The following is a 19,751-nucleotide window of genomic DNA, read 5'->3' on the forward strand; positions in this document are numbered from 1 at the left end:
CGCGCCAAGGGTCCATATGTGCGCCATTGGTCAACGTTAAGCGTACGAAAGTGGGTAGTGCGGCCCCGAGGTTGCAACCTTGGTCGCTTCCACTCCACACGAAGCGCTCTGTCTGCCCTCCCATCCCGCTTGTTTGGCTGGTGGGACACGGATCAGGAACAGCGAAGGCGCCCGAAAACGGGAATGGGCGCAGAGGGGCGGAGGAGCAGTGCCACAAGAGACGCGGCAGCCACTGCGAGGCGGCGTGGGGGAGGCGGCTCTTGATGCCGCCCCGCAGCGCCGCCCCGGACTGCCGCGGCCGCGGTATAGCCTCGACCGCCGCGCCGTCTACTGGTGGATGACGCAGAACCTCCTCGTCGTCGTGCCGGTCCTGGCCGCGCTCGGGGCGGCCACGCTGTTCCCCGACACCCCCTCCTGGCTGCGGCTCGTCTTCGCGGTGCTGTGCCCGCTCGGCCTCGGCTATGCCCTGCTGACCCCGTGGTGGCGCTACCGCGCGCACCGCTGGGACGCGGGCAGCGAAGCGGTCTCGGCAAGGTCGGGGTGGCTCACCCGGGAGTGGCGGGTGGTGCCCTTCACCAGGATCCAGACCCTGGACACCAAGAGCGGCCCGCTCCAGCACCTTTTCGGTCTCGCCGCGGTGACCGTGACGACCGCGTCGGCCGCGGGCCCCGTCACCATCGACGGCCTCGACCAGAAGCTCGCCGCCGACATCGTCGAGCGCCTCACCGAGCGCGTCCGCGCCCTGCACGAGGACGGCACATGAGCCGTCGTACGCAGGCGCCGGCCGCACCCCACCCGGCGTACGAGGCGCGCGAAGAGGCCGAGATACCGGCCCAGGAGACACAGACGCGGGCCGAAGAGCCGTGGCAGCGACTGCACCCGCGCATGGTCGCCGTCAGCGTCAGCTGGCTCGTGGGGCCCGCGTTCCCGCTCGTCGCCGCCATGGTCCTCGCCCGGGACCTGCTCAACACCCATGCCTGGATCGTCCTCGGCTCGTACATCGTGGTCGCGGGCGTGCAGGCGGGGCACGAGTGGGTGCGCTACCGCACGACCCGCTACCGGGTCACCGGCAGCACGGTCGAACTGCACGCGGGGCTGCTGTTCCGCACGAAGAAGTCGATCCCGCGTGACAGGGTGCGCAGCGCCGACGTGACCGCCAACCCCGTGCACCGGCTCTTCGGCCTCGCCGCCGTGAAGATCGGCACCGGGCAGCACCAGAGCCCGGGCGAGGACGCCGAGCTTGTCCTCGACGGAATCTCCCGCGAACAGGCCCTGGAATTCAAGGTGCTGCTGCGGCCGGGCGCGTACGGGGCGGTGCGGGAGAGCGGGCAGGAACAGGCGAGCGGGCAGGAACAGGCGAGCGGGCAGGCGCTGCCCGTACCGCTCGCCCGCATGCACTGGTCCTGGGCCCGCTACGCGCCGCTGACGTTCACCACCCTCGCCGGGACGGTGACCGTGGTCGCGGGCGGGGCCAAGCTGCTCGATCTGCTCGGGCTCGACGTGACCAGCGGGCCTGTCGCCAGGTGGAGCTGGGACCGTCTCTCGGCCCTGCCGGTCGGACTGGCCGCCGCCCTCGTGGTGGCCGCTCTGCTCGCCGTGGGTGTGCTGGCCTCGCTGGTGGTCATGGGCGAGGCCTGGTGCGGCTTCCGCCTGGAGCGCGAGCCCGGTGGCGCCCTGCACATCACGCGCGGCCTGCTCACCTCCCGTTCGGTATCCGTGGAGGAGCGGCGGATCCGCGGCGCCGAGCTCACCCAGGCACTGCCCCTGCGCCTGGCGGGGGCGGCCCGCCTGAACATGCTGGCCACCGGGCTCGACAGGGGCGCGAACCGCCTCACGAACCCCGCCCAGCTGATGCCTCCCGCCCCCCTGGACGCCGCGCACCGGGCGACAGCGGACGTGCTCGACGAGCCACGTTCGCCCATTATCGCGGCGGCGCTGTGCGGTCACCCCCGGCCCGCGCTGCGCCGCCGTCTGGTGCGCGGTTGCCTGCTGGTCCCGGCCGCGGTGGCAGCCCTGGCCGGGACCGGCGTGGCGGCCGGGCTGCTGCCCTGGTGGTCCCTCGGGGCCGCGCCGCTCGTCGTGCCCTTCGGGGCGCTGCTCGCCCTGGACGCCTACCGCTCCCTCGGGCACGCGCTGCACGGGGAGTACCTCGTGGTGCGGCAGGGCACCTTCATCCGCCGCTCGGTGGCGCTGCGCCGCGACGGGATCATCGGCTGGACCGGCAGACAGTCGTACATGCAGCGCCGAGCCGGTCTTTTCACGCTGAGCGCCACCACCGCCGCGGGCAGGGGCGCCGTCCGGATACCCGACATGGACGTGGCCGAGGGGCTGCGTTTCGCCGAGGAGGCCCGCCCGGGGCTCGTCGGCTCCCTCTAGACACTCACCGCCTGACCTCTGGACCTCTAGATCTGTTGGAAGGAACCGTGTTCAAAGCACTAGGACGTTTCGTCGTCGGCCATCGCTGGCTGGTGATCCTCACCTGGCTCATCGCCGGGGCCGCCGTGATCGGCTTCGCCCCGTCCCTCACCACCACGTCTGATCAGGCGGAGTTCCTTCCCGGTCACTACGAGTCGATCCAGGCGCAGAAGATCCAGGAGAACGCCTTCCCGAAGGGGTTCAGCCCCTCCGCGATCGTGGTCGTCACTCGCGAGGACGGCAAGCCGCTGTCCGCGGCCGACTCCGCGAAGGTCACCAAGCTCGGCAAGTCCCTGGAAGCCAAGAAGTACGACAAGGTCGAACAGGTCGTCACCACGCCGCCGTCGCCGCACAAGAAGGTGCAGACGGTCATGGTGTCGATGGCCGACGTGAAGGCGGGCGACAAGAGCCAGCAGCACGCGGTCGAGGACATGCGGGACGACCTCAAACCCCTGGTCAAGGGCACGGGGTTCAAGACCGGAGTCACCGGTGACGCGGCCACCCAGCTGGACAACGAGGAGGCGTCCAAGGAAGCCGACGGGCTGATCTTCCTCGGCACCATCGGCCTCATCATCGTGCTGCTGACGATCATCTTCCGCAGCCCGACCATCACGATTCTCACCATCGCGGGGATCACCCTGGTGTCGCAGGTGGCCAACGGCCTCATCGCGACCTGCGCGGAGGTGTTCCACCTCAAGGCCGACAGTTCGGTGTCGTCCCTGCTGATCGTGGTGCTCTTCGGCGTCGGCACCGACTACATCCTGTTCCTGATGTTCCGCTACCGGGAACGGCTGCGGCTCGGCGAGGACCCGAAGACCGCCATGATCTCCGCGGTCGGCCGGGTCGGCGAGGCCATCGCGTCGGCGGCCGGCGCCGTCGCTGTCTGCTTCCTCGCGCTGCTGCTCTCCACGCTCAGCTTCCTCGTGTCGATGGGCCCGGCCCTCGCCATCGCCATCGTGGTGACGCTGATCGCCTGTCTCACGCTGATCCCCGCGATCGTCTCCCTGATGGGCACCAAGGTGTTCTGGCCGTCCAAGTCGTGGCGCCACGAGCCGCGTGCCGCGCGCTTCGGCGCGATCGGCAACGCGGTCGGCCGCCGCCCCGGCCTGTTCGTGATCGGCTCCGGCCTGCTGATGATCGCGGTGGCCATCGGAGCGTTCGGCTACAAGCCGACGTTCGCCTCCGACGAGTCCGCGACGTCCACCAAGGAGTCGCAGGTCGCCCTGCACGCGATGAGCCAGGACCTGCCGGCGGGCAGCACCAACCCCAGCAGCGTCCTGATGCGTTCCACGAAGGGCGAGAAGCTCAAGCCCGCGGACATGACCGCCTTCGTGTCAAAGCTCAAGCAGGTCAAGGGAGTCGGTGACGCCTCCCGCACCCAGCTCAGCAAGGACGGCAGGACCGCCGAGTTCAACGCCGTGCTGAAGATGGACCCCAACGGCCGCGAGGCCATGGACATCGTCCGCGGCCCGCTGCGCACCACCGCCCACGAGGCGGCACCGGCCGGTACGGAGACGAAGGTCGGCGGCATCACCTCCGTCTTCGTCGACATCAACAAGGCCGTCAACCGCGACTTCTCCGTGGTGTTCCCGACGGCGGCCGTGCTCATCATGCTCATCCTCGGACTGCTGCTGCGCAGCGTCGTCGCACCGATCTATCTGATGGTGTCCGTGGCGCTCGGCTTCGGCGCCACACTCGGCGCGACCGTGATCCTCTTCCAGCAGATCGAGGGCAAGTCGGGCCTGACCTTCTTCCTGCCGGTGATCATGTACTTGTTCGTCGTCGCCATCGGCACGGACTACAACATCCTGATGGTGGCGCGACTAAGGGAGGAGGCGAAGGAAGGCCTCAGCCCGCGGGAGGCCACCGCGAAGAGCATCCAGCACGCCGGGCCGACCATTGCCGCCGCCGGTGTGATCCTCGCGGGCACCTTCGCCTCGATGCTGCTCGCCAGCGACACGTCGCTCTCCCAGATCGGGTTCGCGGTCGCCTTCGGCATCATGATCTCGTCGTTCGTGATGGCGATGTTCTTCACGCCCGCTCTCACCGCCCTGTTCGGCAAGGCCGCCTGGTGGCCGCGCCGCATCCGGCCGGACGCCCCGGTCAATGATCAGGATGACCCCGGTCGGCGGGCCCCGCACCACCCGGCGGACCCGGAGCAGGTGCCGGCCCAGGGCGGGTCCCCGTACACCCCGCACTCCTCGTACGACCGTCGCGACTGACGGGTCGTCCGCGCACAGGACTGTGCCCCACCACTCGCGAGGAGTGGTGGGGCACAGTCCTGTGGGGGGCTCCGTACGAGTAGTGGCCCCGGCTACTCGGCGATCTTGGTGCGGCCGACCCAGCGCAGCTTCAGGGGGTCCGCGGTCTGGTCGCTGAACTCGTAGTGCTCGTATCCGTTTTCGAACCGGATCTTGATCTTCTCGGGGGAGCAGATCACCTCACTGAGCTCAGCGAGGACGACGACCGAGCCGGAAAGGCTGTGGGGGCCGCCTTCGAGAAACACGGATTCAGGCGTGACGGCGGGGGAGTTGCTCTTGATTGCTCGCACGGGGCACCTCTCTTCTTGGAACCTCGATCTCGCCCATATTGTTCTGCGCCACAGTGCCCCTCGGAAAGCCCCGAGACACCCCTACGCCACCCCTGCTCTCGCCTCGGCTTGTGAACGTGATCAGGTAATCCGGCGGATCAAGCCAACTTGGCCTGTAAGCTTCCAAGTCACCTGCGACCCGTTGTGGCGGGCGGCCCCGTTTCGTCAAGCGCACGACACCTGAGTGCAATGTACTTACGTTATCGGCCGGTGCGAGTGCGGGCGTGTGAGGTGAAGCACAGCGACTGTGCGTGAGCCCGAAACGGACAGAATGCGGAGCGCGTTCGCGGTGAAACGGGCACGGCTATCCCGTGGTTGCCGGAGACCGGCGGCGGAGTTCGGTGCGTTAATTACTCCGGAGTCAGACGTAGCGGACGCGAACTGCGGAGATCGATGCCAGGTGGCGGAGGTATCAGGCATTCGCGGGGGCATATACGCGGGCGCAATCACCACATCGGAAAGCGCTTCCTGTGCGTCAGCGGAGAAGTGGTTTTCGGCTTCCGCCGACCACATCAAGAGCGTCTGGTGCGGGCTACACCCGCTCGGATACTGTTGGGCCGAGCGCGAAACCATGGGTATCGCGTTTGATCCGACCATGTGCCACCCGCCCGTAGGCTGATCCGGTCTTCTCGGAGTTCGCTTGCTTGGTCCTCCGTATCGACCCCGGCGACTGCGCGGGTCCTATGTGAAGGAGGGATAAGCATCGGCTAGCCATGGCGCGGGTCCCGGCACTTGCGGGAGTACCGCCGCGGCTGCCCGCGTGAAGACCAGGAGGGCCGCACCTGCGCCCGAGCGCAAGTCGCCGTTCTCCTGAGCGTCTTATGTTGTTCTCCAGCTCTCGGCTGTCGGGTCGCCAACACCGGCCTTCGCCTATTCCGTTCCCGGGTGGCGTCCCGTGGAGACGGCCGGGGATTTGCATCACTCTTCCCTACGCCCTCACAGCCATACCCACGCTGGTTCTTCCCTCACCGTTGTTGCCTCCCCCACTCAGCCAACGGAGTCTTGAGTGGTGTGACAGTCGCCGCCCCGACAGGGCGGCGTGACTGCCCCCTCCGATCCTGTGCCCGTCTCCGGGTCATTCCTGTGTTTCCCAAGCCTGTTCCGCCGGCGTTTCTATCGCCGGGCGGCGTATCGGCGTACCCGTACGAGCTTCGGCGTATGCGGTTGACGAGTCAGTTTCAGCCCCTTATTCATTCGGTGTTCCAGAGTGATCGCGCGCGGGGGCCGGACTGTTAACGGACCTCATATGGCTGGATTGCGACGGCCGCATGACGAGTTGGTGCTGCACGGGCGGTTCCGCCAATCCGCTATTCCATGTGCGGACTTCCGCTGCACGATAGGGCAAAAGTCGCTGCACGATGAGGCAAGCGCTGCTCGGCGACTCGGCAAGCGGCGATCCAACCTCTCTCCCTGGTGCGTTAATAACGCGGTAAATTTTGGAAGTCCGCACGGTAAATCGCGTGAGTCGGAACGCCCCTGACCCGCGCCTACGCAGGCTCTGCGAACGTTTTGCGCCTGCGACAGACCGAAAATAGACCGCAGTTGACATTTTCCGGATAGCTGGCTTTGACTTGCGCTCGTTGTCGCGGCGAAGTGGCCGAGAAAATATCGAGCCGATTCAGGCCAACCATGCATGTTTCCAGTTTCAGTTCCAGTGGATGACTGACGAAGGCAGAGGCTGCCATGCGCTTATCAGAAGGGGTGCACACCGGCACTGTCGCCGTCATCGGGGCCGCGTCCGCGGCACCGGTGCGGGCGGAGCGCGATCACGGTGTACTGGCCGAGCTGACCGGTGTGCCGCTGCTCGCGGACCGGACAGACGAACTGGAGTCGGCGTGGACGGCCTGTGAGGACGCGGGTATCGGCGCGGACGAACGGGCAGGTGTCGGTGTCTATCTGGCCGCCGGCACCGAGGGCGAGGACGACGCGGTCGAGCTGGCACGCGTGCTCGGCATGCACGGTCCCTGCCGGACCGGACACGACCCCCTCGCCGATGCCGTAGCCGCCGTGCGTTCCGGCGAGTGCGACCTGGCGCTTGCCGGGGCGGACGGTGCCTTTGCCGTACTCACCCGCGGGGACGGCGCACGGGCGGCGACCTTCGGCTACCGGCTCGACACCGACCACGAGTGGTGCGACGGCGTTGCCGCTCTGGTCGAGGCCGCGCTGCGCGCGGGCAGGCCCGAGCCCGGCCGACCCGCACCGGACGGGCTCGCCGTCCCGATCACGTTGTCGGCGCACAGCCATGACGCGCTGCGGGTGCGGGCCGCCGACCTGCACGCCCTGATCGAAGCCGAACCGAACCTGCCGCTCGTCGACCTAGCCTTCTCCCTCGCCACCACCCGGCCCGCTCTCGCCCGGCGTGCCGTGCTGGTCGGCGGGGACCGCACACGGCTCGCCGGGGAACTGCTCGCCGTCAGCGAGGGACGAATACCGGTGCCGGGGCTCGCGTCCGGGATGCCGGCGCGGGCCGCGGCCGACGACATCGCCTTCGTGTTCCCCGGTCACGGGCCGCAGTGGCCGGGCATGGCCGACGAACTCATGCGCACATCAACGGTGTTCGCCGAGCAACTGCATGCTTGCGCGGAAGCCCTCACGCCGCACGTGGACTGGCCCGTCCTCGACGTCCTGCGCGGCAGGACCGACACACCCTCGCTCGACCGGCCGGACGTGGCGCAGCCCGCGCTCTGGGCGATGATGGTGTCCCTGGCCGCGCTGTGGCGGTCCTGGGGTGTGGCGCCAGGCGCCGTGATCGGCTCTAGCGTCGGCGAGATCCCGGCCGCGACGGTCGCCGGCGCGCTGTCCGTCGAAGACGGTGCCCGGGCAGTGGCGCTGTTCAGCCAAGCACAGGTCCACCTGCTCGAACGCGGCGTGATGCTGTCCGTGTTGGCGTCGGCCGACGAGGTGCGCGAGCGCCTGACCCGCTACGAGGGCCTCGACCTTGCCGCCGTGCACGCCCCGGGCTCGGTCCTGGTCTCCGGCACCGAGGAGGAGGCCGACGCACTCCTGGCCGAACTGACCGCCGACGGCATCAGGGCCAGAGGCATCGCGATCCGTCTCGCGGCCCACGGCCGCCAGGTCGACTCCGTGCTCGACCTGATGCGCGAGGGCCTGGCACCCATCTCGCCCCGCCCGACGGATGTGCCGATCTACGCGGCCACCACGGGCGCGCGGGTCGATCCGCTCACGCTCACCGCGGACCACTGGTGCCGCAACCTGCGCGGCACGGCGGACTTCGAGAGCGCCACGCGCGCCGTCCTGGCCGCCGGGCACCGGCTGCTGCTCGAGTCGAGCCCCCACCCCGTGCTGACCAGGGCCGTGCAGGAGACCGCTGAGAACGTCGCCGTGGAGGCGGCCGTCGTCGGCACGCTGCGCAGGGAGCGCGGCGGCGCCGACCAGATGACCGCCGCGCTCGCCGAACTGCACACGCACGGCGTACTCCCCGACTGGAACGCGGTGTTCGCGGGCCGGGACGCACGCGCGGTGCCGCTGCCCGCCTACCCGCTGCACACGGCGCCCGGTGACGTCCCCGCCCCCACTCTCGCCGACCGGCTCGCGGCCGCTCCCGACCGCACCGAGTTCCTGCTCGACCTGGTCCGTGCGCAGCTGGCCACCATCGTCGGGGACGCCGCGCCCGCCGCCGACGCGGACGCGCCGCTCCTCGAACTGGGCCTGGACTCGGCAGGCGCGGTGACACTGCGCAACCTGCTCAACGCGGCCACCGGCCTGAGCCTGCCCGTGTCGGCCGTGTTCGACACCCCGACATGCCGTGGCCTCGCCGAGCGCATCGACCGTGTCCTGCTCGGCACCCCCGCCGAGGACGACAAGGCGCTGGCCTTCGCGACGGCCGGGGACGACGATCCGATCGCCGTCGTGGCGATGGGCTGCCGCCTGCCCGGCGGCGTGCACAGCCCCGACGACCTGTGGGAGCTGCTCTCCACGGGCGGCGACGGCATCACCGCGTTTCCCACCGACCGTGGCTGGGACCTGGACGGACGCTACGACGAGGACGCCGAGCGGGCGGGCGGCTACTACCAGCGCGAGGCCGGATTCCTGCACGACGCCCACCAGTTCGACCCGGAATTCTTCGGCATCTCGCCTCGCGAGGCGCTGGCCATGGATCCGCAGCAGCGGCTGCTCCTGGAGATCTCCTGGGAGGCGATGGAGCGGGCAGGCATCGACCCGGCAGGGCTGCGAGGCAGTCAGGCAGGCGTGTTCGTCGGCGCGATGACGATGGACTACGGGCCGAAGCTGCACGAGGCCCCCGCGGACCTCGAGGGCTATCTGCTCACCGGCAACACCGCGAGCGTCGCGTCCGGCAGGCTCTCCTACTCGTTCGGGTTCAACGGGCCCGCCGTCACCCTCGACACGGCGTGCTCGTCGTCGCTGGCCGCCCTGCACCTCGCCGTGCAGTCGCTGCGGCGTGGCGAGTGCCCCATCGCCCTCGCGGGCGGTGTCACGGTCATGCCCTCGCAGGGCATGTTCGTGGAGTTCAGCAGGCAGCGCGCGCTCGCCCCCGACGGGCGCTGCAAGGCGTTCTCGGCGAGCGCCGACGGGTTCGGCCTCGCCGAGGGCGCCTCCATGGTGCTCCTCGAGCGGCTGTCCGACGCGCGCCGCAACGGGCACCCCGTACTCGCGTTGATCAAGGGCACCGCGATCAACCAGGACGGCGCGTCCAACGGCCTCACCGCCCCCAGCGGGCCCGCGCAGCGCAGGGTCATCCGGCAGGCGCTCGCCGACGCGGGCGTCCCGGCGGCCGAGGTCGACGCCGTCGAGGCGCACGGCACCGGCACCCGACTCGGCGACCCGATCGAGGCCGACGCCCTCCTTGCCACCTACGGCCGCGAGCACCCCGCCGACAGGCCGCTGCTGCTCGGCTCGGTGAAGTCCAACATCGGCCACACGCAGGCGGCTTCCGGGGTCGCGGGCCTGATCAAGATGGTCCTCGCGCTGCGGCACGGCGTACTGCCCCAGAGCCTGCACATCACCGAGCCCACCCCGCATGTGGACTGGACATCGGGCGCCGTGTCACTGGTCACCGAGACCACGCCGTGGCCCGAGGTCGGGCGCCCCCGGCGGGCCGCCGTGTCCTCGTTCGGCATCAGCGGCACCAACGCCCACGCCGTACTGGAACAGGCGCCCGACGAGACCCCGGTCGAGCCGCTGCCGACGTCCGAGCCCGCCCCCCTGGTGTTCTCCGCGCGTACGGAGGACGCCCTGCGCGCCCAGGCAGCACAACTGGCCACGCCCGCGGAGGCATTGGCGCCTGCCGATGTGGCGGGTGTTTTGTTGTCGCGGTCGGTGTTCGATCATCGGGCTGTGGTGGTGGCGGGTGGTTCCGAGGCCCTGGCGGCGGTGGCCGGTGGTGTGGAGTCCGCTCGTGTGGCTGTTGGTGTCGCGCGGCCTGTGGGCAAGGTGGCGTTCGTGTTCCCGGGCCAGGGTTCGCAGTGGTTGGGGATGGGTGCGGAGTTGGCGGAGTCGTCGCCGGTGTTCCGTGCGTCTTTGGACGCGTGTGCCGAGGCGCTTGCTCCGTATGTGGACTGGTCGTTGCATGACGTGCTGGCCGATGCCGCCGAGTTGGAGCGGGTGGATGTCGTGCAGCCCGCGTTGTGGGCGGTGATGGTGTCGCTCGCGGCGTTGTGGCGTTCGTACGGTGTGGAGCCGGATGCGGTGGTGGGCCACAGCCAGGGCGAGATCGCCGCGGCTCACGTGGCGGGGGCGCTGTCTCTGGATGATGCCGCCAAGGTGGTGGCGCTGCGTAGTAAGGCGATTCTGGCGCTCTCCGGTCAGGGCGGCATGGTGTCGCTGGCGGTGTCGATCGATGCCGCGCGTGAGCGGATCGCGCGGTGGGACGGGCGGATATCGGTCGCCGCGGTCAACGGCCCGCGTTCGGTGGTCGTGGCGGGTGACGCCGACGCACTGGACGAGCTGGTCGAGTCGTGTGCGGCTGATGAGGTGCGTGCGCGCAGGGTGCCGGTGGACTATGCCTCGCACTCGTCGCATGTGGAGCGCATCCAGGATGAACTGGCGTCTGTACTTGCGGGGGTTGAGCCCCTGTCGGCGGATGTGCCGATGCTGTCCACCGTCACCGGGGAGTGGTTGACCGGGACCGAGGTGGGTGCCGATTACTGGTATCAGAATCTGCGCAACACCGTGCGGTTCGAGGAGGCCACGCGCGGTCTGCTCGACCATGGCGTCGGCGCGTTCGTCGAGTGCAGCCCCCACCCCGTCCTCACCTTCGGGGTGCGCGAGACGCTGGACGCGACCGATGGTGACGCCGTCGTCGTGGGCACCCTGCGCCGCACCGACGGTGGCCTGGACCGGTTCCTGCTCTCGGCCGCGGAGGCGTACGTGGAGGGCCTGCCGTTCGAGTGGCGGCAGACGGTGCCGGCCGGACAGCACGTGGACCTGCCCACCTACCCCTTCCAGCGCCGACGGTTCTGGCTGGAGGAGACGGCCCGCCCGACGGGAGCCGTTGACCCCGCCTTTGAGGAGTTCTGGTCCGCGGTGGAGCGTGGCGACCTCGCCACCACCCTTGACGTGCCCGCCGACGCGCCGCTGACCGACATCCTGCCGAGCCTGGCCGACTGGCGGCGCCGCAGGCAGGAGCGGTCCACCGTCGACGCGTGGCGCTACCGGGTCACTTGGCACGCGCTCGGCACAGGCGTCGCCCCGGCCCTGGACGGCACCTGGCTCGTGGTCGGCTCGCCGTCCGAGGCGGAGCACCCGTGGCGTGCGGCGGCCGTCGAGGCCCTGCGCGCCCATGGCGCCGATGTCCTGGAGTTGGCCGGCACGGTGGAGTCGCTGCGCGCCGTGGACGTCGAACCCAGCGGTGTGCTCTCCCTCTTGGCCCTCGACGAGCAGCCCGACCCCGCGTCGCCGACCGTCCCGATGGGCCTCTCCGGCACGCTGGAGCTGGTACGGGCGCTCGGTGACGCCGGGATCGACGCGCCGCTGTGGCTGGCCACGACGGGCGCGGTGTCCGTCGGCCGGTCCGACCCGCTGACCCACCCTGCGCAGAGCCAGACGTGGGGCCTCGGCCTCGCCGTCGGCCTGGAACACCCCGGCCGCTGGGGCGGCATCGTCGACCTGCCCGTGACCCCCGACGCCAGGACCGCGACGAGGCTCGTCTCCGCCCTGGCCGGTCTCGCGGACGAGGACCAACTGGCGATCCGGGCCTCCGGTTCGTCCGTACGACGGCTGTCCCCGGCCCCCGCACCGGCGGCGACAGCGGAGAGCTGGCGCGCGAAGGGCACCGTACTGATCACCGGTGGCACCGGCGCCATCGGCGGCCACGTGGCCCGCTGGCTCGCGGGCAACGGCGCGGAGCACATCGTGCTGACCAGCCGTAGTGGCGCGAGCGCACCCGGCGCGCAGGAACTGGAGGCCGAGCTGACCGGGCTCGGTGTCAAGGCGACCATCGCCGCCTGCGACGCCGCCGACCGAGCCGCGCTCGGCGACCTGTTCGCCCGGTTCGACGCCGAAGGCACCCCGATCCGCTCGGTCTTCCACGCGGCGGGCACCGTCCCGTCGCTGCCGCTCGCCGACACGGACACCTCTGACCTCGCCTACGCCCTGGCGGCGAAGGCAGGCGGCGCGGCCCACCTCGACGAGCTGTGCGCCGGACGCGAGCTCGACGCGTTCGTGCTGTTCTCCTCCGGGTCCGCGGTCTGGGGCAGCGGCGAACTGGGCGCGTACGGCGCCGCCAACGCCTTCCTCGACGGCCTCGCGCAGCGCCGCCGTGCCGAAGGACTGCCCGCCACCTCGGTCTCCTGGGGCATGTGGGCGGGCGGCGGCATGGTGACCGGCGACCTCGACGACCAGCTGCGCCGCCGGGGTATGCGCCCCATGCGGCCCGAACTCGCGGTCGGCGCGCTCGCCACCGCCCTCGCGACGGGCGAGACGACCCTGACGGTCGCGGACATCGACTGGGCCCGCTTCGCCCCTGGCTTCACCGCGGCCCGCTCACGCCCGCTGATCAGCGACATCCCCGACGTCGTCGCCCTCGCCGCGCAGGACGCGGAGGAACAGCCGGCTTCCGGCGGGGCGCTCGCCGACCGGCTCACCGGGCTCGCCGAGGCCGACCGGCAGCGGCTCCTGCTCGACCTGGTACGCGGCCACGCGGCGACGGTGCTCGGCCACGAAGGGCACGACACCGTCGCGCCGGACCGGGCTTTCCGCGAGCTGGGCTTCGACTCCCTCACCGCCATCGAGCTGCGCAAGCGACTCAACACCGCCACCGGCGTACGGCTGCCCGCGACCGTCGTCTTCGACCACCCGACGCCCCAGGCGCTGGCCGACCACCTGTACTCCGTGCTGCTCGGCGAGCGGCAGACCGCCGCGTCCACCGCGTTCGCCGGGACCGCGCCGAGTGCCGCCGACGACCCGATCGCGGTGGTGGCGATGAGCTGCCGCTACCCCGGTGGCGTACGCGGACCCGAGGACCTGTGGTCGCTCGTCCTGGGCGGGCACGACGCCGTCGGGTCGTTCCCGGACGACCGGGGCTGGGACACCGACCGGCTGTACCCGGCCGACGCCCAGGCCCAGGGCCGCAGCAGCACCCTGGAAGGCGCCTTCGTCGACGACGCGGGAGGGTTCGACGCGGGCTTCTTCGGCATCGCACCGCGCGAGGCCCTCGCGATGGACCCCCAGCAGCGCCAAGTGCTCGAACTGGCCTGGGAGGCCTTCGAGCGGGCGGGCATCGACCCCACATCGGTACGCGACAGCCTCACCGGCGTGTTCGTCGGCGCGTCACCGCAGAGCTACGCGGGCACCCTGGAACAGGCGACCCCCGAGATGGACGGCTACCGGCTGACCGGCGACGCGCTCAGTGTCGTATCGGGCCGGATCGCCTACTCGCTCGGCCTGCGCGGCCCCGCCGTCACCGTGGACACGGCATGCTCGTCCTCCCTGGTCGCCCTGCACCTCGCGGTGCAGGCACTGCGGTCGGGGGAGTGCTCGATGGCCCTGGCGGGCGGCACGGCGATCATGGTGACGCCGACGGCCTTCGCCGAGTTCAGCCTCCAGGGCGGCCTGGCCCCCGACGGCCGGTGCAAGCCCTTCGCCGACGCCGCGGACGGCGTCGGCTGGGGCGAGGGCGCGGGCCTGATCCTCCTCGAACGGCTCTCCGACGCACGGGCCAACGGCCACGAGGTGCTCGCCGTGGTCCGGGGCTCCGCGACCAACCAGGACGGCGCGTCGAACGGTCTCTCCGCCCCGAGCGGGCCCGCGCAGCAGCGGGTCATCCTCGCGGCACTCGCGAACGCGGGCCTGTCCACCGCGGACGTGGACGCCGTCGAGGGCCACGGCACGGGCACCCGGCTCGGCGACCCCATCGAGGCGCAGGCACTCCTCGCCACCTACGGTCAGGACCGCCCCGCGGAGCGGCCGCTGCTCCTCGGCGCCCTGAAGTCCAACATCGGCCACACCCAGGCCGCTTCGGGCATCGCGGGCATCATCAAGATGGTGCAGGCGATGCGGCACGGCGTACTGCCCCGCACCCTGCACCTCGACCGCCCCTCCGAGCACGTGGACTGGACGACCGGCGCCGTGGAGCTCCTCTCCGAGGTGCGTCCGTGGCCGGAGGCGGGCCGCCCCAGGCGCGCCGCCGTCTCCGCGTTCGGCGTCAGCGGCACCAACGGCCACGTCATCCTCGAAGAGGCCGACCCCGTACCCCCGGCTCCCCTCGACGAGCCCGACGGCCGGACGCTGGCGTGGCCGCTGTCCGCCCGTGACACGTCCGCGCTGCGCGAGCAGGCCACCCGCCTGGCATCCACCGTGGACGAGCGGCCCGACCTCTCGCCCCTGGACGTCGCCGCGACCCTCACGGCAGGGCGGGCCGCACTCGACCACCGCGCCGTCGTGCTCGGCACCGACACGGCCGAACTGCGCGCCGCACTCGACGCGCTGGCGGCAGACACCGAACACCCGGCCGTGGTGCGGGGCACACCCGACGGCGGCAGGCTCGCCGTACTGTTCTCCGGCCAGGGCTCCCAACGCATCGGCATGGGCCGCGGCCTGTACGAGACGCACCCCGCCTTCGCCGACGCGCTCGACGAGGCGTTCGCCCAGCTCGACCCGCTGCTCGCCGTGCCGCTGCGCGACGTGGTCTTCGGCGACGACCAGGCCATGCTCGACCGCACCGAGTACGCCCAGCCCGCGCTGTTCGCCGTCGAGGTCGCGCTGTACCGGCTGTGGGAGACCTGGGGCCTTGCGCCCGACGCGCTCGCGGGCCACTCGGTCGGTGAACTGGCCGCCGCGCACGTGGCGGGCGTCTTCTCGCTGGCCGACGCCTGCACGATCGTCGCCGCGCGCGGCGCGCTCATGCAGGCGCTGCCCGACGGCGGCGTCATGGTCGCCGTGCAGGCCACCGAGGACGAAATCACGCCGGAGTGCTCCCAGAACGTCGGCATCGCCGCCATCAACGGCCCGAACTCCCTGGTCCTGTCCGGCAGCGAGCTGGAAGTGCTCGGCCTCGCCGACCGCCTCAAGGCACAGGGGCGCAAGGTGACCAGACTGCGGGTCAGCCACGCGTTCCACTCCCCGCTGATGGAACCGATGCTCGCGGAGTTCCGCGGCGTCGTGGCGGGCGTGACCGCCAACCCGCCCGCGCTGCCGATCGTTTCCACGCTGACGGGCGCGCCGGTCGACGCCGAGGAACTGACGTCACCGGACCACTGGGTACGGCACGTGCGCAGGCCCGTGCGGTTCGCCGACGGCATCACGGCGCTCGTCGCGCAGGGCGTGACGACCATGGTGGAGGTCGGCCCCGGCGGCGCACTCGCCGCGATGGGCCAGGACAGCGCCCCCGACGCCGTGTTCGTGCCGACGCTGCGCTCCGAGCGGCCCGAACCCGACGCGCTGACCCTCGCCGCCGCGCGACTCCACGTCCGGGGCGCGCGATGCGACCTGACCGCAGTACTCGGCGGCCGAGGCAACCGCGTCGACCTGCCCACCTACGCGTTCCAGCACGACCGGTACTGGCTGACCGCGGCTGTCGCGCCCACCGGCGACGGGGCGACGACGGCCCTCGGTCTGGCCACGGGCGACCACCCGCTGCTCCGCGCGGCGATCGCGCTGCCCGACACCGGCGGCGTCGTGTTCACCGGCAGGCTGTCCACCCGTACCCAGCCCTGGCTCGCCGACCACGGCGTCGGCGACCGGGTGCTGTTCCCCGGCACCGGCTTCCTCGACCTCGCCCTGCACGCCGCGAGCCACTGCGGGCTCGACACGGTCGAGGAACTGACCCTGCACGCCCCGCTCGTCCTGCCCCAACACGGCGGCACCGCCCTGCGGGTCGCGGTCGGCGAGGAGAACGACGGCGGGCGCAGCATCCGGATCCACTCGCGGGCCGAGGACGCCGACCGGGACACACCATGGACCGAGCACGCCACCGGCGCGCTCACGACGGGCGACGCCCCGGCGACCGAACTGGCGGCGTGGCCGCCGCAGGACGCGACACCGATGGACGTCGACGACGTCTACGACCGCCTCATCGAACTCGGCTACGGCTACGGGCCGGTGTTCCGCGCGCTGCGCGCGGCCTGGCGCCTCGGCTCCGACGTGTACGTCGAGGTGTCCCTGCCCGACGGAACCGGTGGCGAAGGCTTCAGCGTGCACCCCGCCCTGCTCGACGCCGCCCTGCACGCTCCGGTACTGCGCGCCCTCGACGAGATCGGCGGCGGCCCCCGGCTGCCGTTCAGCTTCACGGGCGTACGACTGCACGCCGTCGGCGCCTCGACGCTGCGGGTGCGCTGGTCGCCCACCGGGCAGGACCAGATGTCCCTTGCCGTCGCGGATCCGGCCGGCAGGCCCGTCGCGACCGTCGAGTCGCTCGTGATGCGGCCGGTCGACCTGAAGAAGACCGCGTCGCCGACAGCGGACGCCCTGTTCGCGATGGAGTGGACGCCTGCCGACGGGACCGGGGACAGGCCCGTCCGGCTTGCCGTGCTCGGTGACGAGGACCTTGGTGAGTACGGCCTCGGCGTCGACGCGCCGACCGTGTCCGACTTCGGCGCCCTCGACGGCGTCACCGACCTGCTCGCCCTCTGCCCCCGGCCGTCAGGCGCGGACGGGAAGGCGGCGCGTGAGACCGTCTCCTGGGCGCTGCGACTGGCCAAGGAGTGGCTCGCCGACGAGCGGACGGCCGCAGCGCGCCTGGTCTTCGTGACCCGTGGCGCTGTCGACACCCAGTCGCCCGACCCGGCGCAGGCCGCCGTGTGGGGTCTCGTGCGGACGGCACAGACCGAGAACCCAGGCCGGTTCGCGCTGATCGACCTCGACGCCGCGGAGTCCGCGCCCGCCGTACTGACCGCGCTGGCCCACGAGGAGCCCCAGGCAGCCGTGCGCGCCGGCCTGGTCACCGTGCCCCGGCTCACCCGTGCCACCGCCGACAGCCCGCTCGCCCCGCCCGCCGAGGGCCCCTGGCGCCTCGACATCCGGCCGCGCGGCTCGCTGGACGACCTCACCCTGGTGCCGCACCCCGACGCCCTCGCACCCCTCGCGCCCGGCGAGGTACGCGTCGCCGTCCGCGCGGCGGGCCTCGACGTCCACGACGTGCTGAGCACCCTCGGTGACCACTCCTGCGGCGACATCGCGGGCATCGTGACCGAGACCGGCGCCGAGGTGACCGACCTGACGGTGGGCGACCGCGTGCTCGGCACGGCCACCCAGGGCTTCGGGCCGCTCGCGGTCACCGACCGCGGGCTGGTCGCCCCGGTGCCCGCCGGATGGTCCTTCGCGCAGGCAGCAACCGTACCGATGGCGTTCCTCACCGCCCACTACGCCCTGCGCGACCTGGCGGACCTGCGCCCGGGCGAGTCCGTGCTCGTCCATGAAGCGGCGAGTGCCGACGGCATGGCGGCCATGCAACTCGCGCGGCACTGGGGCGCGGAGGTCTACGCGACCGCGAGCCCCGCCGACTGGGACGCCCTGCGGGAGACGGGCGTGCCCGACTCGCATCTGGCTTCCTCGCTCGACACCGACTTCGCGGCGAAGTTCGACGCGGAGACTGGCGGCAGCGGCGTCGACGTCGTACTGAACCCGCTGGCGAGGGAGGCCATGGACGGCCCCCTGCCCGCGCGGGAGTTCATGGACGCGTTCCTTCGACTGCTGTCCGACGGAGGGCGGTTCGTCGAGCCCGGCACAGCCGACGCCGGCGAACCCGACGACCTGCCGCCCGGCGTCAAGTACGCGACGTACGACCGGACTCAGCCAAGCCCCGAGCGCGCCCAGGAGGTGCTCGTCGAGGTGCTCGCACTCTGCGAGACGGGCCAGTTGAGCCCCCTCCCGGTGCGCGCCCGGGACGTCCGCCGCGCCCCCGAGGCGTTCCGCGACCTCAGCCGGACCCGGCACGCGGGCAAGGCCGTCCTGACCGTGCCCACGCCGATCGACCCGGACCGCCCGGTCCTGGTGACCGGCGGACTCGGCACCCTCGGCGCGCTGGTGGCCCGGCACCTCGTCGCCGACCGGGGCGCACGGAATCTCGTGCTGGCGGGACGCAAGGGATCGGCCACCGAGGGCGCGGAAGAACTGCGCGACGAACTGGTGGCCCTGGGCGCCGAGGTGTCCCTGGCGGCGTGCGACGTCGCCGACCGCGACTCCGTGGCGGCGCTCCTGTCCTCCCTCGACCGGCCACTCGGTGCGATCGTGCACGCGGCGGGCATCGTCGACGACGGCGTTCTCGAATCGCTGACGCCCGCGCGGATCGACCGGGTGTTCGCCCCGAAGGTCGACGGCTTGCAGCACCTGGACGAACTGACCAGGGACGCCGACCTGTCCGCGTTCATCGTGTTCTCATCGGCGGCCGGCCTCATAGGCAGCGCGGGCCAGGCGAGTTACGCCGCGGCGAACGCGGCACTCGACGCCTTCATGCGGCGCCGCCACTCGCTCGGCCTGCCCGGTGTCTCGGTCGCGTGGGGCATGTGGGCGGCCGCGAGCGGCATGACGGCAGAGCTCGACGCGGGTGACCGGGCCCGGCTCAGCCGCTCCGGAATCCGCGAACTGCCCACCGAGGACGCCCTCGCGCTGTTCGACGCGGTCGCGGACGACGGCCGCACGCCACTCGTGCCGCTCCTCCTCGACACCGCCGCGCTGCGCGGACAGGCGGCGGACGGCACTCTCGCTCCGGTACTGCGCGCTCTGGTCCGCGCCCCGGCCCGCCGCGTCACCACGGCGGCACCCGCCGCGACCACGACGTTCGCCGACACCATCGCGGGCCAGTCCGCGGCGGACCGCGAACAGACGGTTCTCGACCTGGTCCTCGGACAGGTCGCGGCGGCGCTCGGCCACTCGACCGACACACACATCGAGCCCGGCCGCCCGCTGCAAGACCTCGGGTTCGACTCGCTGACCGCGGTGGAGCTGCGCAACCGGCTCACCTCCGCCATCGGACTGCGGCTGCCCTCGACACTCGTCTTCGACCACCCGTCGGCCGCCGCGATCACCCGGCATGTGCTCACGCTGCTCCCGCGCACCGAGCACGAGCCGGAGACCGGCGTCCTCGAACAGCTCGACCGCCTGGAGAGCGCACTCCTCGCCCTCAACGACGGCGCCGCGACAAGCGACGGCGCCGCCACGAAGGTCGACCTGCGGCTGCGTGCCCTGCTCGCCAGCTGGAGCGACGCGCGGACCGGTGACACCGACGAGGACGACGCGTCCGACCTCACCTCGGTCACCGACGACGAACTCTTCGGCTACCTCGACGACGAACTTGAGACCTCGTGACCGGGTCGGACCACAACGAACTCGC

At 71.7% G+C, this 19,751-nt stretch carries 5 protein-coding genes; 4 read left to right on the top strand and 1 reads right to left on the bottom strand.

Going from position 1 to position 19,751, the window contains the following annotated elements; genetic code table 11:
• Positions 1-208 precede the first annotated feature (208 nt).
• From ACFVXC_RS31560 to ACFVXC_RS31570, 3 genes are read left to right on the top strand one after another with little or no spacing between them, the layout of a single operon-like run.
• On the top strand, positions 209-763 hold the full coding sequence (locus tag ACFVXC_RS31560) for a PH domain-containing protein (protein WP_389912138.1): 555 nt from the start codon (positions 209-211) through the stop codon (positions 761-763).
• Positions 760-2,376, top strand: a complete 1,617-nt coding sequence (locus ACFVXC_RS31565) for a PH domain-containing protein (protein WP_389912140.1) — start codon at positions 760-762, stop codon at positions 2,374-2,376. Before ACFVXC_RS31560 ends, ACFVXC_RS31565 begins: the two co-directional genes overlap by 4 nt.
• A 47-nt stretch (positions 2,377-2,423) precedes the next feature.
• A complete protein-coding gene (locus tag ACFVXC_RS31570) occupies positions 2,424-4,637 on the top strand; it encodes an MMPL family transporter (RefSeq protein ID WP_389912143.1) in 2,214 nt (737 codons plus the stop codon).
• 92 nt (positions 4,638-4,729) lie between these two features.
• Here the strand turns inward: ACFVXC_RS31570 and ACFVXC_RS31575 are convergent, their stop codons facing one another.
• Positions 4,730-4,966 (bottom strand): DUF5988 family protein, encoded by a 237-nt coding sequence (locus ACFVXC_RS31575; protein WP_389912146.1) that lies wholly within the window; start codon positions 4,964-4,966, stop codon positions 4,730-4,732.
• 1,722 nt (positions 4,967-6,688) lie between these two features.
• On the opposite strand from ACFVXC_RS31575, the gene ACFVXC_RS31580 reads away from it, so the two are divergent.
• On the top strand, positions 6,689-19,726 hold the full coding sequence (locus ACFVXC_RS31580; protein ID WP_389912148.1) for a type I polyketide synthase: 13,038 nt from the start codon (positions 6,689-6,691) through the stop codon (positions 19,724-19,726).
• The last annotated feature ends 25 nt before the right edge of the window (positions 19,727-19,751 follow it).

The organism is Streptomyces sp. NPDC058257, from assembly GCF_042881845.1.
Lineage (GTDB): Bacteria > Actinomycetota > Actinomycetes > Streptomycetales > Streptomycetaceae > Streptomyces.

Coding starts and splice junctions, on each gene's coding strand:
- ACFVXC_RS31565 (WP_389912140.1), top strand. CDS start 760: ATGAGCCGTCGTACGCAGGCGCCGGCCGCACCCCACCCGGCGTACGAG.
- ACFVXC_RS31580 (WP_389912148.1), top strand. CDS start 6,689: ATGCGCTTATCAGAAGGGGTGCACACCGGCACTGTCGCCGTCATCGGG.